Annotated in this window: 18 protein-coding genes; 7 read left to right on the top strand and 11 right to left on the bottom strand. The window is 61.7% G+C overall.

Going from position 1 to position 22,446, the window contains the following annotated elements; all coding sequences use genetic code 11:
• The first annotated feature begins 54 nt into the window (after nt 1-54).
• A complete protein-coding gene (locus BN1724_RS05030) occupies nt 55-537 on the top strand; it encodes a CarD family transcriptional regulator (protein ID WP_058234485.1) in 483 nt (160 codons plus the stop codon).
• A gap of 21 nt (nt 538-558) precedes the next feature.
• Nucleotides 559-1,428, top strand: a complete 870-nt coding sequence (locus tag BN1724_RS05035; protein ID WP_084252770.1) for an IspD/TarI family cytidylyltransferase — start codon at nt 559-561, stop codon at nt 1,426-1,428.
• 29 nt (nt 1,429-1,457) lie between these two features.
• On the opposite strand, the gene BN1724_RS05040 is transcribed toward BN1724_RS05035, so the two are convergent.
• The 4 genes from BN1724_RS05040 to BN1724_RS05055 are packed head-to-tail and all read right to left on the bottom strand — an operon-like array spanning nt 1,458 to nt 6,857.
• Nucleotides 1,458-3,716: a beta-galactosidase gene (locus tag BN1724_RS05040; protein WP_058234487.1), complete on the bottom strand. Its 2,259-nt coding sequence runs from the start codon at nt 3,714-3,716 to the stop codon at nt 1,458-1,460.
• Between the two features lie 43 nt (nt 3,717-3,759).
• Nucleotides 3,760-4,626, bottom strand: coding sequence for a carbohydrate ABC transporter permease (locus BN1724_RS05045; RefSeq protein ID WP_058234488.1), 867 nt, complete (start codon nt 4,624-4,626; stop codon nt 3,760-3,762).
• Nucleotides 4,619-5,551 carry a carbohydrate ABC transporter permease gene (locus BN1724_RS05050; RefSeq protein WP_058234489.1) on the bottom strand — a complete coding sequence of 311 codons (933 nt, stop codon included), beginning with the start codon at nt 5,549-5,551 and terminating at the stop codon, nt 4,619-4,621. The genes BN1724_RS05045 and BN1724_RS05050 overlap by 8 nt, the downstream gene beginning before the upstream one ends.
• Nucleotides 5,538-6,857 (bottom strand): ABC transporter substrate-binding protein, encoded by a 1,320-nt coding sequence (locus tag BN1724_RS05055; protein WP_058234490.1) that lies wholly within the window; start codon nt 6,855-6,857, stop codon nt 5,538-5,540. The genes BN1724_RS05050 and BN1724_RS05055 overlap by 14 nt, the downstream gene beginning before the upstream one ends.
• A 248-nt stretch (nt 6,858-7,105) precedes the next feature.
• On the opposite strand from BN1724_RS05055, the gene BN1724_RS05060 reads away from it, so the two are divergent.
• Nucleotides 7,106-8,836, top strand: coding sequence for a hypothetical protein (locus BN1724_RS05060; RefSeq protein WP_058234491.1), 1,731 nt, complete (start codon nt 7,106-7,108; stop codon nt 8,834-8,836).
• A gap of 40 nt (nt 8,837-8,876) precedes the next feature.
• Here the strand turns inward: BN1724_RS05060 and BN1724_RS05065 are convergent, their stop codons facing one another.
• Both BN1724_RS05065 and BN1724_RS05070 read right to left on the bottom strand, forming a co-directional pair.
• A complete protein-coding gene (locus tag BN1724_RS05065; protein ID WP_058234492.1) occupies nt 8,877-9,188 on the bottom strand; it encodes a hypothetical protein in 312 nt (103 codons plus the stop codon).
• A 20-nt stretch (nt 9,189-9,208) separates the two neighbouring features.
• Nucleotides 9,209-9,976, bottom strand: coding sequence for an IspD/TarI family cytidylyltransferase (locus BN1724_RS05070; RefSeq protein WP_058234493.1), 768 nt, complete (start codon nt 9,974-9,976; stop codon nt 9,209-9,211).
• Nucleotides 9,977-10,086: 110 nt separating this feature from the next.
• Between BN1724_RS05070 and BN1724_RS05075 the strand changes: the two genes are divergently transcribed.
• The 3 genes from BN1724_RS05075 to ilvA are packed head-to-tail and all read left to right on the top strand — an operon-like array spanning nt 10,087 to nt 12,263.
• A complete protein-coding gene (locus tag BN1724_RS05075) occupies nt 10,087-10,377 on the top strand; it encodes a PTS sugar transporter subunit IIB (protein ID WP_058234494.1) in 291 nt (96 codons plus the stop codon).
• Complete coding sequence (gene ispF / locus BN1724_RS05080) at nt 10,374-10,958, top strand: 2-C-methyl-D-erythritol 2,4-cyclodiphosphate synthase (protein WP_058234495.1); 585 nt, start codon at nt 10,374-10,376, stop codon at nt 10,956-10,958. The genes BN1724_RS05075 and ispF overlap by 4 nt, the downstream gene beginning before the upstream one ends.
• 12 nt (nt 10,959-10,970) lie before the next feature.
• Entirely contained in the window at nt 10,971-12,263 is a 1,293-nt protein-coding gene (gene ilvA / locus BN1724_RS05085) for a threonine ammonia-lyase IlvA (RefSeq protein ID WP_058234496.1), read from the top strand.
• Between the two features lie 41 nt (nt 12,264-12,304).
• On the opposite strand, the gene galE is transcribed toward ilvA, so the two are convergent.
• Both galE and BN1724_RS05095 read right to left on the bottom strand, forming a co-directional pair.
• Entirely contained in the window at nt 12,305-13,285 is a 981-nt protein-coding gene (galE, locus tag BN1724_RS05090; RefSeq protein ID WP_058234497.1) for a UDP-glucose 4-epimerase GalE, read from the bottom strand.
• A gap of 98 nt (nt 13,286-13,383) precedes the next feature.
• On the bottom strand, nt 13,384-14,907 hold the full coding sequence (locus BN1724_RS05095; RefSeq protein ID WP_058234498.1) for a GuaB1 family IMP dehydrogenase-related protein: 1,524 nt from the start codon (nt 14,905-14,907) through the stop codon (nt 13,384-13,386).
• A gap of 402 nt (nt 14,908-15,309) precedes the next feature.
• On the opposite strand from BN1724_RS05095, the gene BN1724_RS05100 reads away from it, so the two are divergent.
• Nucleotides 15,310-16,989, top strand: coding sequence for an LCP family protein (locus BN1724_RS05100; RefSeq protein ID WP_172797078.1), 1,680 nt, complete (start codon nt 15,310-15,312; stop codon nt 16,987-16,989).
• Between the two features lie 160 nt (nt 16,990-17,149).
• Here the strand turns inward: BN1724_RS05100 and BN1724_RS05105 are convergent, their stop codons facing one another.
• Genes BN1724_RS05105 through BN1724_RS05115 form a run of 3 tightly spaced genes read right to left on the bottom strand, consistent with a single transcriptional unit; the run spans nt 17,150 to nt 22,363 of the window.
• The gene (locus tag BN1724_RS05105; protein ID WP_058234500.1) at nt 17,150-18,565 is read right to left on the bottom strand and encodes a mycothione reductase; all 1,416 of its coding nucleotides are present in this window, start codon (nt 18,563-18,565) and stop codon (nt 17,150-17,152) included.
• Between the two features lie 52 nt (nt 18,566-18,617).
• A complete protein-coding gene (locus BN1724_RS05110) occupies nt 18,618-20,513 on the bottom strand; it encodes an amino acid ABC transporter ATP-binding/permease protein (protein WP_058234501.1) in 1,896 nt (631 codons plus the stop codon).
• Nucleotides 20,510-22,363, bottom strand: a complete 1,854-nt coding sequence (locus BN1724_RS05115; protein WP_058234502.1) for an ATP-binding cassette domain-containing protein — start codon at nt 22,361-22,363, stop codon at nt 20,510-20,512. Before BN1724_RS05115 ends, BN1724_RS05110 begins: the two co-directional genes overlap by 4 nt.
• Between the last annotated feature and the right edge of the window lie 83 nt (nt 22,364-22,446).

Here is a 22,446-nt window from a genome sequence, read left to right on the forward strand (position 1 = left end):
CTGTACCACATCTCATCAATGCTAGAATGCACTGGACGAAAGGGGACCATCCACATGTCATTTTCCGTCGGAGAGACCGTCGTCTACCCGCACCACGGCGCTGCCCTTATCGAGGAGGTCAAGGTCCGCAAGATTAAAGGAGAGGACCGCACCTATCTCAAACTCAAAGTGGCACAGGGTGACCTGACCATCGAGGTCCCGGCGGACAACGTCGATATGGTCGGCGTTCGCGATGTCGTCGATGAAGAAGGCCTATCCAAGGTCTTCGATGTATTGCGCCAGCCGTACACCGAAGAGCCCACGAACTGGTCGCGCCGCTACAAAGCAAACGTTGAAAAGCTCGCGTCAGGCGATGTCATTAAGGTCGCTGAAGTTGTTCGCGATCTGTGGCGCCGAGATCAGGATCGCGGATTGTCCGCCGGTGAGAAGCGGATGCTCTCTAAAGCGCGTCAGATTCTCGTATCTGAGCTTGCGTTGGCTGAGCAGACAGACGAAACCAAAGCCGAGACAATCCTCGACGACGTTCTCGCGTCCTAAAACCGCCTCAACCATCTCGCGGTGTCCCGCTCCACCTGTAACCCGCCACGCCTCGTGGTCCTCGCGCACACTCGTGCGCAGGACCTCGGGGATGAGCACCCTCTGGCGATGCTTGTCCTCGGCGGAGCGTGCCTGCTGACCCGGCTCTTTGATGCGCTTCCTTTCACCTGTGCGGCAACCGACGCGGTTGTGGTGTGCCGTGAGGACGACGCGCCGCCCATCGCTCAGCTGGTGAGGGGCCGTGCGCTGGTAGTCACCATTGCCTCCGACGCGGGACGGCTCACCGCCCTGCGCACGGGCCTGCGCGCCTTGCCGCAGGATCATCGCCCGGTTTTACTCCATGCAGTTGAGCGCGCCCTCGCCCCCTCGGAGCTCATATCCTCTGTGCTCACCGCCGGAGCTCATACATCCGATACAGGCGACACTCCCTACGACGCCGTGGTCCCGGTTCTCGATGTCACCGACTCGGTCAAAGCAACCGGGGGACCCATCTGCGTTGAAGGCGCCACCGGCACAGCACCCTCGCATCGTTTTTCGCCCTCGCAGCAGACGGCAGAAACTCTCCGCGGGTCGGATCGAACCGTTCAGCTCGTGAATGTTGATCGAGCAGGCCTTGCCGTCCCCCAAGGTCCGCGACTGCTGTCAGCGCAGGCAGCCGAGCGGATTGCTAACCGTTCCGCTGATGATACTGACGGTCTTCGCGGGGAAAGCTTCGACGAGATCCGGGAGATCCTGCGAACCGGTGGCCGCGTCGTTCGAGTTCCTGGCAGTTACCGCGCTTTTGCCGTGCGGGACCAGCTCACTTTATGGCAGGCGCAAATCTCATTGGGGCTCGCCCGCGACACCTCCGGCCGACCCGGTCTTCTGCGCAGGCTCCGCCCCCACGGTTAGCAGACGAGCTCATGCCGAAGCAGGCTAGCTCATGCCGACAGCACCAGCACTGCCGAGTCCACGGCGGGCTGATCAGCCTGAGCATCCTGCCCATGTGCCGGGGCGATCTCCACATCCAAGACAAACTCTGCCGGGGAATCCCCCTCCCGATGCTGCGCCGAACACGCCTCCCGCAGCGCCGCGAGCGAGATGGCGATCGTGCCGCGAGCATCGTGAAACTGATCAGCCACCAGTTCATCCAGGCCAATGGGGCGGTGGGGAGCGTCGGCGGGACGCACTGCGCAGCGCAGCACGTCACCCTTCCACCCCAGCACAATTCGAGACGGTACCGGGGCCAATAGCTGCTCCCGCGTCAGTGGACCGACCCTGACGCGATAGGCAGGCTCCAATGTGCGCGGTGCACTCGCCCTGCCACCCCGGTAGGAAGCCACCGATGCCACCGGAATTTCGGCACTCTGATGCTGATCCAAATGGCCTGGGTCAAGGTGAACCTCACGGAGGCCAAGGGGAAGGTCGTGTTCTCCCGGTTCGAGGCAGTGCTCTGCCAGACCGAGCTCTGCGTCAGCACCGGGACGGGGCCATACCTCGAAGCCATGTCCGCACAGCTGAACTCGCGTGCCGCCGGGCTCAATGTTGATACGATGCACCGTGCGCCCATCCTTACCGCGCAGGGCCATCACCGCTTGGGTTTGGTGGCTGGACAGAGCCATCAGCACCAGTGTTCCATCCTCGCGGCGTTCAATTGGTTGAGCATCGATGCTCTCGATTACTAGACCCTCGGTCAGCGGCATCATGATCGGCATCGCGCCACATGCACCGGGATGAATCGTCACGGGTTCTGCGGGAACCATGATCTCTTCGCCGCCGATTATCACAGGCAACTGAACCCGATCATGTCGCGGCATCTTGGCATGAGGCTGATGGTTTTGGATAAAGACCGCGCCGCAGGCTCGCGCACCGTCATACACCCGGGCGCTCCACCGCAACGTGGTGGTGTCGTCGAGAGAAGTGGGGCCGTCCTCAGGGAACACGGTGCGAGAAAGTGGCAGCCAATCTTCCCAAAGCTTCCAGGTTGCATGCTGGTAGGCCAGCAGCCTTCCGTGAAGACGAATCTGGCCCGCAGAGCCAATGGGGGCTTGGAAGTCATAGTCGCGCAACGGCATGTCGTTGGGATACCCGGTGCGATGCGACTCCTGTCCGCCCACCAGATGCTCTGTGTCCCGGTCATCGCCTGCGGGTATGTGCAGCGGACGGGTCAAGCCGCCGTGGGCCATGTAATACCCCTGCATGACACTCCCGCTACCCACCTTAGACAGGGCTAGCGCCGCCACATCCTCGGGGTTAACTACCGGGCGGCGGTGATAGGCGGTTGCGATCCCTCCACCCAATTCGCAGGTCAGGTATGGAGTGCCGTCATCACAGGTGAGGTCGGGGCTACGTAATGCATCGTCTAATTCGTTCTGAGTATCTGAGTGCTCTTGCCTCAGCGTCTCCCTCAGGTCCGTGCCCAGACAGGTGTCGTCACGCACCGACGTGAATACAAAATGCTTAGCGCAGTCGGTATCCCAGCCCGCGGTACGATCAATCCAAAACGTGTCTGCATATCCCCCGTAGACCGGCAAGAAGCGGGCCCGATCAAAACGTGCCTGCATCCACGCGGTCGCGGTCCACAGGGGTGCTCGCATCCCCACTTCCCGTGCAATATCTTGTAACGCGGCGAGATGATCGGGCCCATCAACTAGCTCATTATCGACCTGCACGCCGATGACCGGTTCCTCCCAGAGCCCGCTCAACGCAGTGGCTATCGCCTGATACCAGGTCCGCACATGCCGCAGATACTCCGGGTCGTTGCTTCGGACCTGCCAGGGCCCGGTGGCAATCCAGTCGGGCAGACCGCCAAACCGAGCTTCACCGTGGACCCATGGCCCCACCCGCAGGATCACTGACAGCCCTTCACGATCAGCGAGCTCCACAAAGTGGCGGATGTCTAGGTGGGCAGCGCCTCCCGTCAAATCTATGGGCCCTGGCACGGGTTGGTGATGCTGCCAGAACAGATAGGTAGAGACCGTGTCCATACCTAATCTGCGCAATGTGCGTAGACCGTGTTCCCACTGCTCCACCGGAATGCGTGCATGGTGCATCTCCCCCACGATGGGGAACCATGCTCGTCCATCGCGCCGCAGATGGGTGCCTGTCACGTCTATCGTGCCCCGCCGGGTGGGCGGTGGCGTAGGCAGAGCAAGCCGCGACGACACAGCCTTGGGCGAGGACGGGGCCAACGGTGACATGGGTATCAAACCTCCGAAATATCCGCCGACAACGGAACCTGCCCTACCCCTTCACACCGCCCGCGGTCATACCGCGGATGATGTAACGCTGCGCGAAGAGATACAGCACGAGCACAGGGATCAAAGAAATCACTAGATTGGCCGCCACCAGGTTGTATTCATACGTGAACTTCCCCTGGAACTGGAAGAACGACATCGGCACCGTCGCCTTCATCTGATCCGGCAACAGATACAAGATCGTGGCGAACTCATTCCACCCGGCGGTAAACAACAGCACCACATTCGTGGCAACCACCGGGCGCAACAGCGGCAAGATCACGGTGAAGAAGGTACGCACCGGGCCGGCGCCATCCATCTCTGCGGCTTCATCGAGCTCCCGAGGAATCCCCTGAATAAACCCGGCAAACAGCAACGTCGTGAATGGGACCTGAATTGCGGCATTGACCAGGATCACCGACAGGTAGGAGTCGTAGATTCCGATAAAACGCAGCAACGCAATGGCTGGCACAAACGCGTACGGCACGATCAATCCGAGCAGAAGGTAGGTGTAGGCCACCCGTGGCGCTGGATCAGTCCGCCGGGCGATCACGTAGCCAGCCATGGACGCCACCAAAATGGTCAACACCGTAATTCCCGTGGCAATCAACAAACCGTTGATCATGCCCCGCAGAACAGCTTTTTCCGACAGCACAGTTAAGTAATTCGACCACTGCGCGACGCTGGGCAGAGCAAAACCGAAACTTTTGGCCTCGGCTTCGCTTTTCAGTGAGGTGATTAAGACCAGTATTGATGGCACGGCGTACACCGTAACCAAAACAGCGATTAAGAGAAGTCGAACCGAGGCCTCAAGTGGCCTGCCCAGACCTTTGCGTTCACCGCTCGCATAGCGAACCCGACGTCCTTTAGCCACGCAGTTTCGCCTCCCTCCGACGCAAGACAAGGTTCACCAGCAGAGCAACCACGGTAATGATGACGACCTGCGTCATCTGAGTTGCCAAGGCATACCCGATGTTTCCGGTGCCCAGCGCTTTCACGACGAAGGTTGACATCACCTCGGTGGCACCGCCTGGTCCGCCACCGGTCATCGCATAAATCAGGTCAAAGACTTTCAACCCCGAGATCAGCGTCAGCAACAGGGCGATATTGACCGCCGGGAGAATATGGGGCAGACGGACCACCGTGAAAACTCTCCAGCGACCGGCACCGTCAACCTGAGCCGCCTCCACTAGCTCAGAGGGCACGCTCTGAAGCGCCGCCAGTACAATCACCACGGTCCACCCGATGTATAGCCAGGTGTCGGAGGCTGCCACCGCTGCAAGGGCGGTATGCGGATTGGCCAGCCAGTCGCGGGTGAGGGCATCCAAGCCCACCAGGCGCAGAGCACCGTTGATGGGGCCGTCTTCACGCAGTAAGAACTGGAATACTTTCGCCATCACGATGCCCGAGAACATCATGGGTAAAAACACCATTGCGCGCAGCACGTCCCGCCCGCGAAATGCCCTGTCCAGCAGCAGCGCAATACCGACCCCGATCGCCGTTTTCGCGATGGTCACGATGATGGCGTACACGAACTGATGGACAATCGCGCGGGCAAAATCCACGCCGTACACAGTCCACAGCAGGTGATAGTTATCCAGTCCCTTCCAGTGGATGCTGGTGCTGGTCGTGGAATAGTCCGTAAGAGACAATGCCAAACCCACCGCGGCAGGGCCGACGAAAAAGACGGTAAACAGGAGCAGGGCGGGCAGCAGGAACCACAGCGGGTAACGACGAGCGGCGCGGGAGGACCGGCGGCGTTTGACCACCGGTGCCCCCGCGGGGTTAGAAGCCGCCAAGGCCTTTAACCTTTGCAGACTTCACGTAGGCATCCTGCCATCCCTTAATGAACTGCGCTGCGTTGCGACGACCGGCCAGAAGGTCCTGGTAGAGGCCTTTCAGATCGGATTCGGGAGCGGGCACAGCGTAGGCGTTCTCGCCCTTGTCGGTCGTGGGTGAGCTTCCGATCAGCGCGGTAATGTCTTTCAGCACTGCCGGTGCACTGTCAGGCAAAGTCACATCGGTGAAGGCGGGGATGGCCGGGGTAGCCTCCAGCGCCTTGCGTACCTGATCGGGCTGGATCATGAACTGCAAGAGGTCTTCGGCAGCGTCGCCCACTTTCGAGGACTTTGCAATGTGCACACCGCCGTCCCCAGCGGAAATACCGAGGGTGGCAGGCCCGTGGGTGGTGGGCAGGGGGAAGAATCCGAGCTCTGCCTTCGGGTCGAGCTTCAGCACTTCACCGACGATCCAGTCGCCCTGGATCACCATGCCGGCGGTTCCGGTGGCGAGGGCTTTTTGAGCGTCGGAATAGTTAGCCGTTCCAGCGTTCTTATTGATGAACGAGGCACCAACCCACTGGGCGAGGGCCTGGATCTGCGAGGTGAACAGGGGAACGTCAGCCCATGAGGTGCGGTTGCTGCTCAGCTCAGCCCAGGTGTTGGGCGCATTACCGCCGATGTCGAAGTAGACGGCGTTGCGATGCTGCAAAAGAGTCCAGGCATCGTCGCCAGCCCCCGAGAAGAACAGCGGGGTCACACCGGCATCGGCTAGTTTCTTGCACACGGCCCCCATCTCGTCGAGGGTTTTGGGGGCAGCCTCAACGCCTGCTTTGGCAAACGCTGCCTTGGAGTAGAACACACCCATCGTGTTCACACCGGTGGGTACCGGCACGCCGTACACGGTGCCGTCGTGGGCCATGGAATCTGCTAGCGGCTTCAGGGTGCGCTGCAAGAACGCCGTGTCCTTGATCGGACGCATTTGGTTCTTCACGTCAAACGTCTCGTATTTGCCGCGGAACAGGTCGATGCCGGTGCCGGACTGTAGGCGGGTATTGACCACGGACTCGTACTGTTCGCCGACGCCCTGAACATCAACCCGGTGCCCGGTTTTGTCCTGCCAGGCTTTGACGATCTCTTCAAACTTCCCGAGGGCGATCTGACTTTGAGGAATCACATAGGTGATCTGCGTGCCGTCACCGCCACCACCATCGTCGTAGAGCCCGCACCCGGTGAGCAGAGCGCCTGCTCCCACTCCGAGAGCTGCGATCAGAGTTCTGCGGCTGAGGGGGGATAGCCCGGTAGCTGGGTTGTGGGCAATGTTCATGTCACACCTGCTTCACTGCTCGTGCGGCACGGGAACTCCGTGCGTTGAGGACCGCCGATGGCCCTGTATCTCCTGGTCAGGGACAGTCTAGAAACACTAAATAATGCGTGTCGATGCCGAACGTCCCGGAACAGACCCGTAATGAAAACGCGTTTTCATCAGATGCTGGCTCTCTCTTCCCAACGCGCTTATGATGCGGCCACGCGACGGAGTCGTCGCACCCAGAGGACCCAGAGAAGGACCCATCGATGAAGCGCCGCAGCTTTCTCACCGCTACCGCCACTGCTCCCCTCGCGACCCCCGCGCTCGCGCACGCCGCCGAGCCCCCGTCACAGCCCACGACAACGAATCCTGGTATCGACATCGACTTCACCTCCGTCACCCACCCCATCTCTCCGCACCTCTTCGGGGTCGTTCACTACCCAAGCTGCGATCCCCATGACCCCGACATTGGCGAACACCTCGAGGTGTGGGACCAGATGGTCAAAACCCTCGGGGTCCGGTTCCTACGAGCCGACGCCCGACTCCACGAAATCCTGCCCCTGACTGTAAAACGGCCGGGAACAGGATGGAACAATCAGCGTGACCCCTACGTCGTGACCGGTCCCGACGGAGTTAAACGCCCCTTCACCCTCGCGGGCTACCGGGAGGATATGGAGCACCACGCCCGCACCGGACGCTATCTCACCGGTCTGAGCAACCCCGCCAACTGGAATACCGACCGGCTTTTACGCTGGATCCGTACCGCCCGCGACCACGGTTTCGACGTGATGGTGATGACCTTCCAGGTACCCGAATGGCTCGGGGCTGACGTCGATGGTATCGATGCCTGGGGTAAACCCCGCACGTCAGCGAACTCTGCGCCGCGGGACTGGAAGATCTTCCGTGACATCATGGGCAAGCTCTACACGCTGGTGCGGCCCTACGCCTTCGCCTATGAGCTGCTGAATGAACCCCACGGTTTCGTCTTCCCCGGAAATGGCGAACGCCCGGGAGGCGGACGCTACTCCTCCATTGACCAGTTCGCAGCCGACTATTTCTACCAGGCTATCGACGCCATGTATGCGGCGGAGCGAGCTTTGACCGGACGCCCCGATGCGCGGCCTGCGATGCTGCTCGGTGGCGGTGGCGACGACCAGTGGTCACCCACGTACGGCGTCCTCGGGGAAATCCTGTCTCCGGAACGAGCCGAGCAGGCCCGGCGGATCGACTTCCTGTCCATTCACAACTACAGCTGGCGCCCGGTCAACCCGGCCGAAGCCGATGGTCGCGTCGACGGGGAACCATCCGGGACCATGCGGGCTCTGCGCCGATTCGTCACCCAGCGCGCTGGACGAGACATCCCGCTGTATCTCAACGAATGGAACCTCAGCCCGGGCAACCCCGTCCCAGCACTCCCCCAGGTTCGCGCCCGAGAGGGCGTGCCTTACCACGCCCGAACCTTCCTCGATGCCTTACACGAACGGGTCAATGGCATGGCCTACTACACGTTCTACCCCGGAGACGTTCCCATGGACGACTATCAGGCGTCCATGGGCTGGATCGAGAAGGGCCACGGCGGCTACCTGTGGAACAACGGGTCTCCGCAGCTGCGGCCTTTCGCCCAGGTATGGAATCTGCTCTCTCACCGTCTGGCGATGGGAAGTGGAACCGGACATGCCGTTGCGACGCAGATTAGCGGTCTACCCGCCGGAATCGACAGTGCCCAAGGCGTGCTGGCACCGGACGGCACGCCCGAGGCGATCGTGCTGAACTGGTCCTCAGCTAAGGCCTCAATTCCCGTGCGGTTGAGCGGGCTGAAACTTAAGGACGGCGAGGCCATCCTGGAAGTTTCGATCATTGATGGGACCGTGCACGGCGCAGTGGGCGACATTCCCGCTCCGACCCGTCACCGCGTAGCCATCGCAGATGGGAAGATCCAGTCCGAGCTCACCATTCCCGCCGCAGCGGTGGCGGGGGTACGGATTTTGAAGCCGTAGCACGCCCGGGCATCCTGGAGCGGGCGGCGTGCAGCCGATATTACCGGCGGCGTCGCCCGCGCCAGACCGCCCAGAACTCCCCCACCATGCGCCAAGGTTTAGACAGGGTTCGGCGCGGAAGAGACGTTGCCAGCTCCCCGGGGTCCCGACGCAATCTGCGCCATAGCCTGCGCGGCTTGGTACGGATCCGGTCGCCGAGATCCGGCAGATATTCCTCGCTAACATCCAGCCTGGTGATCGCACCGCACCCCGTGCACTTGATCTCCGTGACCAGCCGGCCTGCATAAATCACGACGTGGTCAGCGACGCGGTCGCACACCGTGCACCGCAGAAAGCTCTCTTCGATGGACATCGCCGACCTCCTCGCCGCCCCTAGTCCCTAACCCTCAACTTTAGCGAGGTGACCACGTCTTGGGCGAGTAAAAGATCCTGGGCGTAGGTGATCTTGAAGTTCGTTTCCTCGCCTCGGACCCACACCACATCCAAATCCGTGTATTCCTCGGCGCAGGAGGCTGTATCAGTTCCGACAAACCCGTCCCGGGCTGCGGCCTCATAGGCATCCAGGATGGTCGGGGCGTCAAACCCCTGTGGCGTTTGCACCCGCACCAAACCCTCGTGCTGGAGTAAACCCAGACCATCATGACCGAGATGAGCGAGCAATTCAGGGGCGGGAAGCGCAGGTACGGCTCCCCCGTGCTCCATCGCCGCATGTAACACGGCGCCGACCAGACCGCGGGAAACCAAAGGCCGGGCAGCATCATGGATCAGCACATGGGTAACGTCCCCCGCGTCAATGCGATCAGCCAGATGCCTAAGCGCGAGCAGTTCACTTTCCTGGCGGGTTTTACCGCCGTGAATGATTTCGACGTCGCGGCCCAGCACCTCGCGCTCAGCCACGAATTCCGCGTGCGCACGATCTTCTGGACGCACCACAAAAACCAGCGGGTCAATAGCGCGAATAGAAGCCATCGTCGACAGCCCCCAGCTCGCAATAGTGCGGCCAGACAGCGGCAAAAACGCTTTATTGAGCGCCGCACCCACCCGAGATCCCGTGCCACCAGCCAGGACAATTCCCGCGGCAGTCGGTCCCTGAGGAGACCGACGTCCACGATGCCAAGGGGGTCGACGCCTGCTATTCACGATGTCATCCTAAAGCGGGCATGGACGGTAGCTGACACCAGCTACCGTCATGGGACAATGAGACATCGCACCGGTCCTGTTCGAGGCGGTGCAGGGTGCCTGGAGGTGTGATGAAAACGGTGTTTGTCGTGTGTGGCGCAGGGATGGCAACGTCCGCTGTGCTCGCGGGTCGGTTGCGGGAGAATCTTCGCCGGTGCGGTCTCAATGCGGCGGTGCGTCACGGGAACGTCATGGATATTCTCTCGGCTGATTTTAAGGCCGACCTCATCGTCTCCACCGTTCCGCTGCCCCAAGACTTCGATATCCCGGTTGTGCCCGGGCTCCCCATGCTGAGCGGCAAAAATCCAGCCGAAACTCTCGAGGCCGTGCGATGGCATCTGACCGGGGGAGGCTCCGCATGACCTCCCCTGGCTCTTCGCCTTGCGGCTATCCTCTGCCCCGGGTCGGCATCGGCACTGATGTGCATGCGAACGCACCGGAGGATGACCAGCGCACCCTGTGCGTAGCGGGCCTCACCTGGCCGGGAGAACACGGACTAGCGGGCTTTTCCGACGCCGACGTTGCCTGCCACGCGGCCTGCGACGCATTATTCTCCGCCGCCGGCATCGGTGATCTCGGAACCCATTTCGGCACCTCAAGGCCAGAGTATGCCGGTGCCAGCGGGGCGAGTTTGCTCGCTGAGGCAGCTCATCTGGTGCGGGGAGCCGGTTTTGAGATCGGAAACATTGGGGTGCAAGTAATTGGCAACCGCCCCAAGATGGCTCCGCGCCGATCCGAAGCTGAAGCGGCGATGTCCCGGGCTGCCGGTGCGCCGGTGTCGGTGTCGGCGACCACCACCGATGGTTTAGGGCTCACAGGCAGGGGCGAAGGAATCGCCGCCATCGCCACCGCTATGGTTTTTCCCTCGGCTACGGACACACCTGATGCCCAGGCCGTTTCCACCGCTGCGGATATGCCTGTCAGCGCCGATTCACCGTCGTAGGAGCGCACCGTCATGAACGCGTCCACCTCGTTCCCTGCGCCGGATGAGCTCGTCAATGCCACTGATGTTGAGGCTGCTGCGCGCAAGCTCCAAGGGATCGTCACGCATACCCCGCTACAGCTGTGTCCGCGCTTATCCGAGCTCACCGGGGCGCGGATCTGGCTCAAACGTGAAGATCTACAACCCGTCAGGTCCTATAAGTTGCGAGGGGCATACCATTTTCTGTCCGCGTTAGACGAGAGCGCTCGGCAACGCGCGGTCGTAGCGGCGAGCGCGGGTAACCACGCCCAAGGCGTCGCTTACGCATGCCGTCTTCTCGGTTTAACCGGACGAATCTACGTTCCATCCACCACACCCCGGCAAAAACGTGATCGAATCCGGACCCTGGGATCAGACCGCATCGAGCTTGTCGTGGTTGGGGAAACCTTTGATGATGCGGCTGAAGCGGCTCATGCCGACGCGCAACAGACCGCGGCGGTGCTGGTACCGCCCTTCGACCACGATTTGGTGATCGCCGGACAGGGCACGGTCGCGATGGAGGCGGTGGAGGATCTGCGCCGTGAGCACGGCCGGGAAGCGCACACTTTCGTCGTTCCAGTGGGCGGAGGTGGACTCCTCGCCGGGTGCGGGGCATGGCTTAGAGAACGCATGCCGTCGGCCCGGATCGTCGCAGTTGAACCGAGCGGCGCGGTCTCCATGGCAGCGGCCTTGCGCGCTGATCGACCCGTCACGCTGCACGATATTGATCGTTTCGTCGATGGAGCTGCGGTGCGGCGGGTAGGCGAGCGCACTTTCGCCTCGGCCAAAGCCATCACCCCGGACATGGTGTCGGTCGACGAGGGGGCGGTGTGCACGCAGATGCTGCAGCTGTATCAGGTGGAAGGGGTTATTGCGGAACCGGCGGGGGCATTGGCGGCAGCAGCGGTTGCCACCGGGGCCGCTCGCATCGAACCGGACACCGACGTGATTGTCGTGGTGACCGGTGGGAATAACGATGTCTCGCGATATTCCGAGGTGCTAGAACGGTCCCTGGTACACGAAGGGTTAAAACATTATTTTTTGGTGACCTTCCCGCAAGAACCCGGCGCGCTGCGTAGGTTCCTGGATCAGGTTCTCGGCCCGGACGATGACATAGTCCTGTTCGACTACATCAAGCGCAACAACCGGGAAACGGGTCCGGCCTTAGTCGGGTTGGAGATTTCCCGGAAAGAAGACCTGGACCCGTTACTGACCCGGATGCTCGCTGTCAATATGGATATCGAACGGATCGACCCTACAGACCCGATCTACCGTTACCTCACCTAGTGAACCCCGTGAGGTTCGTGAGTTCGGTGCGGTCCGTCAGCTCATCGAGCCTGACTGGCAAGCGCTTCGCGGGCGCTCACCGCTGACTGCACAATATCGTCTAGGGTTTTCTCGCTCTGCCACCCCAGGGCGGTGCGAATCCGCTCAGTAGAGCACACCAGCCGCGCCGGGTCGCCCGCTCGCCGCTCACCGATCTCAGGGGTGATCTCGATGCCCTTTGCCCGCGCTACCGCCTCGATCACTTCGAGCACGCTGGATCCCGTTCCGGTTCCCACGTTAAAGACACGGTGTTCGCGCTCGTCCCGGTCGAGATATCCCAGGGCCGCCAAATGGGCTTCTGCCAGGTCTAGAACATGGACGTAGTCGCGGATGCAAGTGCCGTCCGGGGTGTTGTAGTCGTTGCCGAAAACGAGCGGGGCTTTCCCCTGGTCCAGAGCGTTCAAAATAATCGGGACCAGGTTCATCACCAGCGTGTCTGACAGCTCAGGCCAACCAGCGCCCGCCACGTTGAAATACCGCAGGGCTACGGTGCGCATGTCGTGCGCGCGTTCAGCATCCGCCAGCATCCATTCGCCGACGTATTTAGTGGCCCCATACGGGTTGATTGGTTGCGGTCGCAGATTCTCATCGACCAGGTCGACATCAGGCATTCCATAGACCGCAGCCGAGGACGAGAACACAACCTTTTTCACCCCGGATCGTGCGCACGCTGAGATCACGTTCGCCAGGCCCGCAATGTTGTCGTGCCAATACAGCATCGGCTTAGCTACGCTTTCGCCGACCTGCTTGTGCGCAGCGAAGTGGATCACCGCATCGGCGCCGGACTTGGTCATGGCGAACGCCATTTTGTCGGCCGCATCAGGAGAGGTGACGTCGAGTTTCAAAAGTTCCGCGCCCTCAACCCGATGAGCAAAACCAGTGGATAGGTCATCGACCACGATGACTTCTTCACCGCGTTCGAGCAGGAGCCTCACCACGTGCGATCCGATATATCCGGCGCCGCCGATCACAAGAGTCGTCATGGGGCTAGCGTACCGTCCGCGCATGGGAAGGGCAGACCTGCCCTATGACTGCCTCGGAATCCATGCGCCGACCGCAATACCCATCCGCGATCCAAGTGTTAGGTCCAGGACCGATCCACCGGGCGGCCTTCGGCGTACCCCGACGCACTCTGCAAACCAATCACCGCCCGATCGCGGAATTGGGCCAGGGTCCGGGCTCCGGCGTAGGTGAAGGAGGAACGCACTCCCGCTGTGATCGCATCGATCAGGTCTTCCACCCCACCGTTGCCCGTTAGGTACATGCGGGAGGTCGAAATACCCTCTTCAAACAGGGCCTTACGGGCCCGAGCGAACGCGTCTTCGCCCGCGGTACGGTGGCTAACCGCCCGTTTCGAGGCCATCCCGAAACTTTCCTTGTAAGCGCGGCCATGCTCGTCGATGTATAGGTCCCCCGGGGATTCATAGGTTCCGGCGAACCAGGAACCGACCATCACATTGGATGCTCCGGCGGCGAGCGCCAACGCCACATCGCGCGGGTGACGCACTCCGCCGTCAGCCCAAACATGCGCGCCCAGTTCCCGGGCGGCACTTGCACATTCCAGCACCGCGGAGAACTGGGGGCGCCCGACTCCGGTCATCATGCGGGTGGTGCACATCGCGCCCGGGCCCACCCCAACTTTGACAATATCCGCGCCCGCTTCCACCAGGTCGCGCACCCCGTCGGCGGTGACAACATTGCCTGCAACCAGACGAATCGGCGAGTCCGCACCAAGCACTGCACGCGCGGTGCGCAGCGCCTCGATCATTTTCTCCTGATGCCCGTGCGCCGTATCGAGCACCAGCACATCGACCCCAGCCGCCTGCATTTCCTCGGTTCTCGCGGCCACATCGGCATTGATACCGATCGCCGCCCCGATCCGTAACCGTCCCTGGCCATCCAGTGCTGGACGATAAATTGTCGAGCGCACTACCCCGGTGGCGCTCAGGATGCCGAGCAGTTCACCCTGTCCCTCGTCCGTTTTCTTGCCCTGGCCACGCTCCCCGGTCGTTTCTGCGCAGGGGCGGGTCACCACGGCTAGTCCGTGATGAGTTGCTGCTATCCGGGCGTGGAGGTCTGCCTGTCCTTCACCGCCGTGCTGTGACGCCGCCTCAACATCCGCGCAGCCCACCACCAGCATGTCCGTGGTCATCACGTCGGCAACGTCGGTGAAGGCGTCCCGTCCGCTGAGGTGTTCATCCGCAACCAGCCCCAGAGGGCGGTTATGCGCATCGATCACCACGACGACGCCGTGCGGACGCTTGCCCAGCAGCGAGCGCGTCTGCCCGATGGTCCCGCCGGGGCGGATCGTGAGCGCCCGGTCCACCACCAGATCCCGTTCTTTCACTGAGGCGATGACCGACAGCACGCGCTCTCGCGGTAAATCCTGGGGCAGCACGGCCAAACCTCCGCGCCGCGCCATCACCTCGGCCATGCGGCGACCGGTCACCGCAGTCATGTTCGCGGCCACTAGAGGAATGGTGGTGCCGCTGCCGTCATCGCTGGCGAGATCGACATCGAATCGCGAGGTGATATCTGAACGCGACGGCACGAAGAAACAGTCGTCGTAGGTGAGGTCAAGGGACGGTGTCGAAAGGAAGCGCATGCCCCCACCCTACGGAATAAACGGAAGACAGTTGAGCGCGGCCGCTGCTTGGTGCTGTGACCTTTGGATGTTGCGGCCCGGTGCCGTGGTGGTGCGATACCAACATCTGGGTCAGCGACGCGGAGTTGCGATACCAAGTCCGGGCCACCCAACGTATCGAGGTATCGAGCCGCACAACGTAACGGGCCGCTCAACAAATCGACTACACAACGAACCGGCCATCCGAAGAACCGGCCACCCAACGACTACACCGCTTAAACACGACGCGCACACGGCACACACACCGCGTGCACACCAATCCCACACAGGTTGAAGGTGCTGGCCGAAGCTGTTTCGGTTATCACGCCGATCTAAGACCTTCACCTACTGACCTGAATGGACTCACTCCGTAGGATGGCGGTTATGACCGAACCGAGGCCTCGCCGTCCCCGCCATGAGTCACGGGGACGCCATGTGGCGCCGACGCGCCGTTCCGCCCCAGCTCGCCAGTCCAGCACGGGTCCTCAACCAGCCCGCCATTCATCGACGGCATCCAATACTTCAGCCTCGCATGGGCGTCGTGCCCACTGCCCCCAGGAGGAGGGGTCGCTCCCCCGGGCCGCCGGCTGGACAGTGCTCGGCTGGTTAATTCCGGGCCTCGGGCTGTTACCAACCAAGCTGCGCGCCCTAGGTTGGGTACTGATCGGCCTGGAAGTGCTCGCCGTGCTTGCGGTCAGCGGCTTAATCCTGTTTGGAGATCCGGCCCAGTTCGCACTGGCCTACGGCACTCGGCGCAGCGTTTTGCTCGCCGGATTCGCCTTGGTGATCGTGCTCGGTCTGGTGTGGATTGTTCAGCTTTTACTGACCAACCGGATCCACAATGTCCGCCAGCATTTGCGCGGTTCGCGAATGGCACTGTCGGTCGCCTTAGCGCTGGTGTTGGTGGCCGCTTCCCTGTTCCCCATCGGCAAATCCGCCCAGTACCTATGGGCGGCACAGCATTTGGTCTCCAGCAGCAAGATCTGGCAGTCCAACACGAATAACAGTGCTATTGGCAACGGCGCTGATCCGTGGAAAAACATCCCTCGTCTCAATATTTTGATGCTCGGGCAGGATGCGGGCGCCGACCGAACCGGTACCAGACCTGACACCATCATGGTCGCCTCAATCGATACCAAGTCCGGTCGCACAGCGCTGTTCTCTATTCCGCGTAACCTCGAACATGTCCGTTTCCCTCCCGGTACAGCCGCAGCGAAGCGTTTCCCCAACGGTTTTAGGTATTACGGCCCCCAGCAGGACCTCATCAATGCGGTGTGGTCGTGGGCAGAGGACCAAAAGGAGCTCTTTCCCGGCGATCCCAACCCTGGGCTCACAGCGACCCGTTGGGCGGTTGAACAGACCTTGGGGCTGAAACTCGACTACTACGCGATGGTGAACCTCAAGGGCTTTGAAGACTTGGTCAATGCCATTGGGGGCGTCGATATTCAAGTGGAACGACGTATTCCAATCGGCGGTGGCAAGGATCCCGGGGCGACTCGCAGGCACCCGATTACCGGGTGGATCGAGCCCGGTTGGCAGCACCTAGATGGATATCACGCATTGTGGTACGCCCGGTCCCGTGAAGGCTCTGATGACTTCAACCGGATTTGCCGTCAGCAGCGCATGATCCGGATTGTGACCGAAGAAGCCGATCCGCTCACCCTGGCTGCGGCATTCCCGAAGCTCGTTACGGCAACGGAAAACAATATCGTCACCGATATTCCACCGGATCGTTTGGAAGCCTTCGCAAATCTCGCTCTGAAGGTCAAAAAGGCTGGTTTCCTGAGTTTGCCGCTGAACCAATCTGTGACCCCGTCGAACAAGGCCAACTGGTCGAAGATTCGCACCTGGGCCAATGAAGGTATCGAGGCTTCGCTTAAGGTCCCCGAAAACACCTCGGCCAAGGGTGGCAGTTCGTCCCCGACCCCCGGCTCGCAACCGTCTGGTTCTCCGTCGGGCTCGCCCTCGAAGAAACCGTCTGAGCCCACGTCGTCCTCTGGCACCGGTTCCTCGGCAACCCCGCAGATTGACCCCGATCCTTTGCAGTCCTGCATGCCTCAGTAAAACGGTAGAACGGGGCCTACGACGCGGCCACGGCTGACCTTGGGCTCATCTCACGTTGAGCTCATCACGAAGCGGGAGGGCTGGGATCGTCACGATCCCAGCCCTCCCGCTTAATCTTGGTGAAGCGTCGAGTTACTTTTGTTAGCCGACGATTTTTTCGTTAGTCCACTAATTGCAACAGGGCGTTCTCAATGAGCTCGGGCATTGCCGGGTGAATCCAATACTGGGTGCGCACAATATCCTGCACTCGCTGCCCGGTGCTCATGGCCTGAATCAGGATTTGAATCAGTGTCGGCGCCTCGGGGCCGATAATGTGGGCGCCGACAATGCGTCCTGTGCCGCGCTCAGCGATGATTTTCGCAAAGCCAGTGGTGTCTTCCAGCGCCCAGCCGTACGCCACCGACGAATAATCCTGATGCGCGACGACGATATCAATCCGCTGGTCACGGGCTTGTTTTTCGGTGAGGCCGACTGCCCCGATGGGCGGGTGACCGAACACAGCATGCGGCACAAACCGATGATCCGAGGTCTTGAGCGCTTCTGGATGCACCAGGTTGTGTTTGACGGTACGCAGCTCGTGGTTGGCAACATGCTTGAGCTGATAGTCACTAGAAATATCACCTAGGGCCCACACTCCTGCCACCGGTTGTCCATTCTTGAGCACCCGCTGGTATTCATCGACCGCGATCCGGCCATCTGCGTGCTGATCAAAACCAGCCTGTGGCACATCGAGAAGGTCGCTGTTGGGAATACGTCCTGTCGCCACTAGCAGCTCGTCCACGGTCACGGTGCGGGAGCCCTCTTTGGTGCTGCCCACAATCTCTATTCCCTCATCAGTGCGGCGCACAGACTGGGTCGCGAAGCCAAATTCCACCGTGTACCGGTCGACGGCGAGTTCGCTGTACCGCGCGGAAATATCGGCGTCCTCAGCGCGCAAAAGTGCCTGAGACCGAGCAATCAGCGTGACATCGACCCCGAGTGAGGCGAAGACATGGGCGAATTCAGCGGCGATGAACCCCGAGCCCAAAATCGCCATGGATCGCGGTAGGGATTCAAGGCGCATCACGGAATCGGACGTGTGCGGTTCGACCTCTGCCAGGCCCTCAACCGGCGGCATCGCTGGCCGGGATCCCGCGGCAATCACGATGGTGTCGGCACTGATCTCGTGGGAGCCTTCCTCACTCTCCACCACGAGGGTCTTTTCACCGGTGAACCGGGCGAGCCCGTGGATGAGCGTGAGGTTGTCGTTGTCGGCGTTGTGATCGCGGTATTCCTGCCCTCCCTCGGAGATTGGGTCGATGCGTCCGAAAACGCGGTCGCGGATAGCGGGCCAGTCCACTTCGTTGAGAGTTTCGCTGAGACCGAACCGGGAGGATTCCTCGGGGACCCGGGCCAGATCAGCAGTATGTACGAACATTTTGGTGGGTATACACCCGACGTTTAAGCAGGTGCCGCCGAAGGAGTCCTCCGATCCCACCCCCTTGTCGATAAAGACGATGGATTTATCTGCGAACTCCGGACCAGGCAGCGAATTCCCTGAACCGCTGCCAATCACGGCGATGTCGTAATGCGTCATGCTCCTAGCGTAGACGGATGCACCTGAACCCACGCCGACGGTCCGAGGTGGCCTATTCGGCTGAGGATGACCTGGCAGAGGTCGGTGAATACAGCGATGCAAAGGAGCCACCAGCCGAGACCAAGTCGTCCCAGGTTCCGGATTCCACCACTCGCCCGCGTTCAATCACCAGGATGTTATCGGCGTTGCGCAGTGTCTCCAAGCGGTGCGCGACCAACACAATAGTGGCCCCGACCTCTTTGAGTTTTTCCACCATCCGTGCCTGAGTCATCGGGTCTTGGTGGCTGGTGGCTTCGTCCAAAACTAGAACCGACGCGGCGATCCCAGCTGGATTCGAGGCGGCCCTCACCAGAGTGCGTGCCAACGCAAGCCGCTGCCGCTGGCCTCCACTCAGCAAACAACCACGCCGCCCAACGGGCGCATCGAGGTCTAGGTCGAGATCGGCAATACGAAGCGCTTCGCGCATTCCGACAGGCTGGATATGCGGATCCCCCAGCTTGAGGTTATCGGCGACCGTTCCGTCGAGCAGAAATGGGTCCTGGTCTGCGACGGCGACGATCTGATGCACCCGCTGAGACCCCATGACCCGCAGCGATGAACCGTTGACCTGTACGTTTCCGTGCTTGGGGTCCCAGTGGCGCTGTAGGAGCCGAGCAATAGTGGACTTCCCCGATCCGGTGGCGCCCACCACCCCGATAACGCTGCCTGTCAGAGCTGTCAAAGACAGGTGGTCCAACGCTGGTTGTTCGCGCCCCGGATAAGCAAAACTGACCGCCGAGAACTCTGCTGCCGGCGGCGCGACTGAGGGCGGGGTGGCTGAGGGTAGTGTGGGCGAGAGCGGTTGAGATCCGCCCACAGCCGGCTGAGATGAATCAGTTGGCGCGAGAGACACAACTGCGGTCGGTTCCTCGATCTGCGATTCAGGGGCCGGACCGTGCGCAACCCGGCCACCAGATGGTTCATAAGTAACCGGTTCATCGACGGCTGGGGCGCGTGCAGCCAATTCCCGGATGCGTCGGGTTGCATCCAGCCCTGCGGGAAGCGACCCGGCCAAGCGTTCAATCGTGTCCAAGCACGAAGCGGTACCGGCCACTAATGCCGCCGCCGCAAGCAGTCCCGGAAGCGAGTCCGCGCTGTGAGAAAGCGTGACTACCCCCGACAGCAGCACGGCGAGGGTCCCCACCCACAGTCGGGCAGCGTTGGCAGCGTGACGACGCCCGGCCCTGCGCCCTCGCCGCTCCAGTTCCGTTGCTAACCGTGTATCCAGGTCCCCCATGTGCCGAACCCGCAGCGGCACCGCTTCCGCCGATAAAATGTCATCGCGCAACCGAACCGAGTCAGCCAGATGATGCGCAATATCCAGCCGGGCCGCCGCCACAGTGCGCGCACCTTCGCGTCCCCCTTTAGCCCCGACCAGGGGGATGATCACCCCGATAGCCAGCACCAACGCTAAAACTACGGCTGGGGCCCATCCGGCGAGCACCCAGGCAGCGCACACACTCGCACCTGGAATCAACACCGCGGAAATGGCGGGTGCAATGGTGTGGGCAAAGAACACCTCTACCCGATCAACGTCTTGCACGGCAGTTGTGTGTAAACGCGCGGCGCTTTCACCATCGGTCAATGCGGGAGCCTGCGGGATGAGTCGGTCGATCATCCACACTCGAATTTCGCCCATGAGCCCGAACGCTGCCAGGTGCCCGAGCAATTGTTCAGCGTAGCGGCAGGCTGCCTTCACCACCGCCAACACGACGACAACTGCCGTCACCTTGACAGCGAACCCTGTTCCATGGGCCTGCCCGGTAGCCAGCATTCCAATGGCCCAGGCTGGAAGCGCAAGCATCGCCGCCCCGATTGCATGCCCGAGCAACCGGGCGAGGACCGAACCGAGCAACCGCCTCGTGGCCGGTTTCGCCACGCCGAGCAGCCATCTCACGTGGGATGTCATGACCCCTCCCCTCGTCCGGGGTGTTTGGCAGGTTGCGGTGTGAAATCGTCGCGATTCTCGGACTCGGCCAACAATGCCTGCGCGTAATATCCCGGGCGGCTGGCGAGCTCGGCTGGGGTCCCCCACGCCGTGAGGTGACCGTCCTCAATCACCGCAATGAGATCGGCATCGCGCGTCGTGCTCAAACGATGTGCAACCGTGATAACGGTGCGTCCACGCGAGACATCCCCAAGGCTTTCGCGTACCCGATGCTCCGTGGCCCGGTCTAGGTCCGCAGTTGGCTCGTCCAGCAACAGAACTGGTCGATCACGTAAAAACGCTCGTGCGATAGCGAGTCTGCGCCGCTGACCGCCGGATAGATATGATCCCTGCTGTCCAACCGGGGAGTTGAGCCCCTCCGGCATTGCCAAGATTTCATCCCACAGGTGGGCCTTGGACAGAGCAGCACGCAGCTCATCATCGGTGGCCTGCGGCGCCACCAACCGCAGATTGTCGGCGACGGTGGTGCCTAGAATCCCCGGATGCTGATCGACCCGACTGTCCAGTGAACGAAGCGCTGTGGGGTGAACAGGTTGTCCGTTCGCGAGGATCTCGCCCGAGACGGTGTGCAGACCTGCGAGCGCGCGCAACAGCGTGGTTTTACCTGCACCGCTCGGCCCGACGATCACCAGGCGGCTTCCAGCGGGAATGCGCAGGTTAATCTCTCGCAGAATCTCCCTGCCACCGCGTTGGACACTCAGGTTGCGCAGTTCGAGGTCAGGCGCATCAGTGTCTACGTCTCCGGCCATCGCAACGGGCTTCGGTGACGACAGGTCCTCTGACGCGCTGGGGTGTACGAGGTGATCGAGCTGGTCACGGCGAGCTCTCCCCGCAAGGCCCACATAAAAGGTGCGCCCCACCCGGTCAATCGGCTCTGCCAGCAGAACAGTCATGAGGAGGCCAGCTATAGCTCCCCCCGGGCTCATTGCACCGTCCGCAAGGCGCAGCAAAATCAGCAGGCACGCGACCCCGCTCATCAGCAAACCGAAAACCGCATCGTTGACGATAATCATGCGCTGATTGCGCGCGAGCAGAGTGCCCAGTTCCTGCATGGCAGAGCGAGCTGATTCAGCAAACGCTTCCCGCATCCTGCCCACGGCTCCCAGCACTTTCATGGTGCCGAGCCCCTCAAGCATTTCCATATACCGACTGGCCGCCGACGCCTCGCGCCGACGATACTCATGGTTGGGGCGCCTCAGTCTTTTACCAGCGACGACGATCACTATCGGCACCAGCGCCACGAATCCGGTGAGCACCGCGGCACTCACGATATCGATGCCGATTGCCCACATCACGAGGACAATTAGTGGCGCGGTGAACGCAGCGAGGGTCGGTCCGAGAAAACCTGCGCGGTAGGCCGCAGTTTTTTCGACACCGACGGTGGCCGCGTCGATGATCTGGCCCTCGCCACTTTGGTCTCCATGACGTCCTTGCCCAGCATGATGGCCTTGCGCTGCATGACCACCTTGCCCAGCATGGTGGCCTTGCCCAGCGCCGTGCCGCGCGGGAGTGGATTGGATTCCCTGTTCGGATAGGGCAGCTTCGAGCACGCGTCGCCGCCACTGCTGTTCTTGATGTCCTTGAATACGCAGTGGCACCGCTTCCGCGACGCCCCCGCACAGAGCACCCAATATGGCCGCAACGAGTGTGAGAAGCGCAGGTGCAAGCAGAGAGCGTCCAGCCAGGGCAGCATCGACGGTGGCACCCACCCCGAGTCCAGCCAGGGCGAGCAGGCCGGTACGCAACCAGCCCAGTGCTACGCCCAGCCGCGCACCTGGGGGCGGGTCGAGAAGAGCCTCACGAATCCACATCGTCCCGAGCCTAACGCCCTGCCCGGTTTCACACGAGTAGCGCTATGACTGCGCGAGGATGACATGGAATACAGCGTCAGGAC

Source organism: Devriesea agamarum (genome assembly GCF_900070355.1).
Classification (GTDB): domain Bacteria; phylum Actinomycetota; class Actinomycetes; order Actinomycetales; family Dermabacteraceae; genus Devriesea; species Devriesea agamarum.

Excerpts from the sequence above, each read along its gene's own strand:
- BN1724_RS05055 (WP_058234490.1), bottom strand. The coding sequence starts at position 6,857 with ATGAACATTGCCCACAACCCAGCTACCGGGCTATCCCCCCTCAGCCGC.
- BN1724_RS05030 (WP_058234485.1), top strand. The coding sequence starts at position 55 with ATGTCATTTTCCGTCGGAGAGACCGTCGTCTACCCGCACCACGGCGCT.
- galE (WP_058234497.1), bottom strand. The coding sequence starts at position 13,285 with ATGACGACTCTTGTGATCGGCGGCGCCGGATATATCGGATCGCACGTG.
- BN1724_RS05065 (WP_058234492.1), bottom strand. The coding sequence starts at position 9,188 with ATGTCCATCGAAGAGAGCTTTCTGCGGTGCACGGTGTGCGACCGCGTC.
- BN1724_RS05115 (WP_058234502.1), bottom strand. The coding sequence starts at position 22,363 with ATGTGGATTCGTGAGGCTCTTCTCGACCCGCCCCCAGGTGCGCGGCTG.
- BN1724_RS05040 (WP_058234487.1), bottom strand. The coding sequence starts at position 3,716 with ATGTCACCGTTGGCCCCGTCCTCGCCCAAGGCTGTGTCGTCGCGGCTT.
- ispF (WP_058234495.1), top strand. The coding sequence starts at position 10,374 with ATGACCTCCCCTGGCTCTTCGCCTTGCGGCTATCCTCTGCCCCGGGTC.
- BN1724_RS05100 (WP_172797078.1), top strand. The coding sequence starts at position 15,310 with ATGACCGAACCGAGGCCTCGCCGTCCCCGCCATGAGTCACGGGGACGC.
- BN1724_RS05095 (WP_058234498.1), bottom strand. The coding sequence starts at position 14,907 with ATGCGCTTCCTTTCGACACCGTCCCTTGACCTCACCTACGACGACTGT.
- BN1724_RS05075 (WP_058234494.1), top strand. The coding sequence starts at position 10,087 with ATGAAAACGGTGTTTGTCGTGTGTGGCGCAGGGATGGCAACGTCCGCT.
- BN1724_RS05110 (WP_058234501.1), bottom strand. The coding sequence starts at position 20,513 with ATGACATCCCACGTGAGATGGCTGCTCGGCGTGGCGAAACCGGCCACG.
- BN1724_RS05060 (WP_058234491.1), top strand. The coding sequence starts at position 7,106 with ATGAAGCGCCGCAGCTTTCTCACCGCTACCGCCACTGCTCCCCTCGCG.
- ilvA (WP_058234496.1), top strand. The coding sequence starts at position 10,971 with ATGAACGCGTCCACCTCGTTCCCTGCGCCGGATGAGCTCGTCAATGCC.
- BN1724_RS05105 (WP_058234500.1), bottom strand. The coding sequence starts at position 18,565 with ATGACGCATTACGACATCGCCGTGATTGGCAGCGGTTCAGGGAATTCG.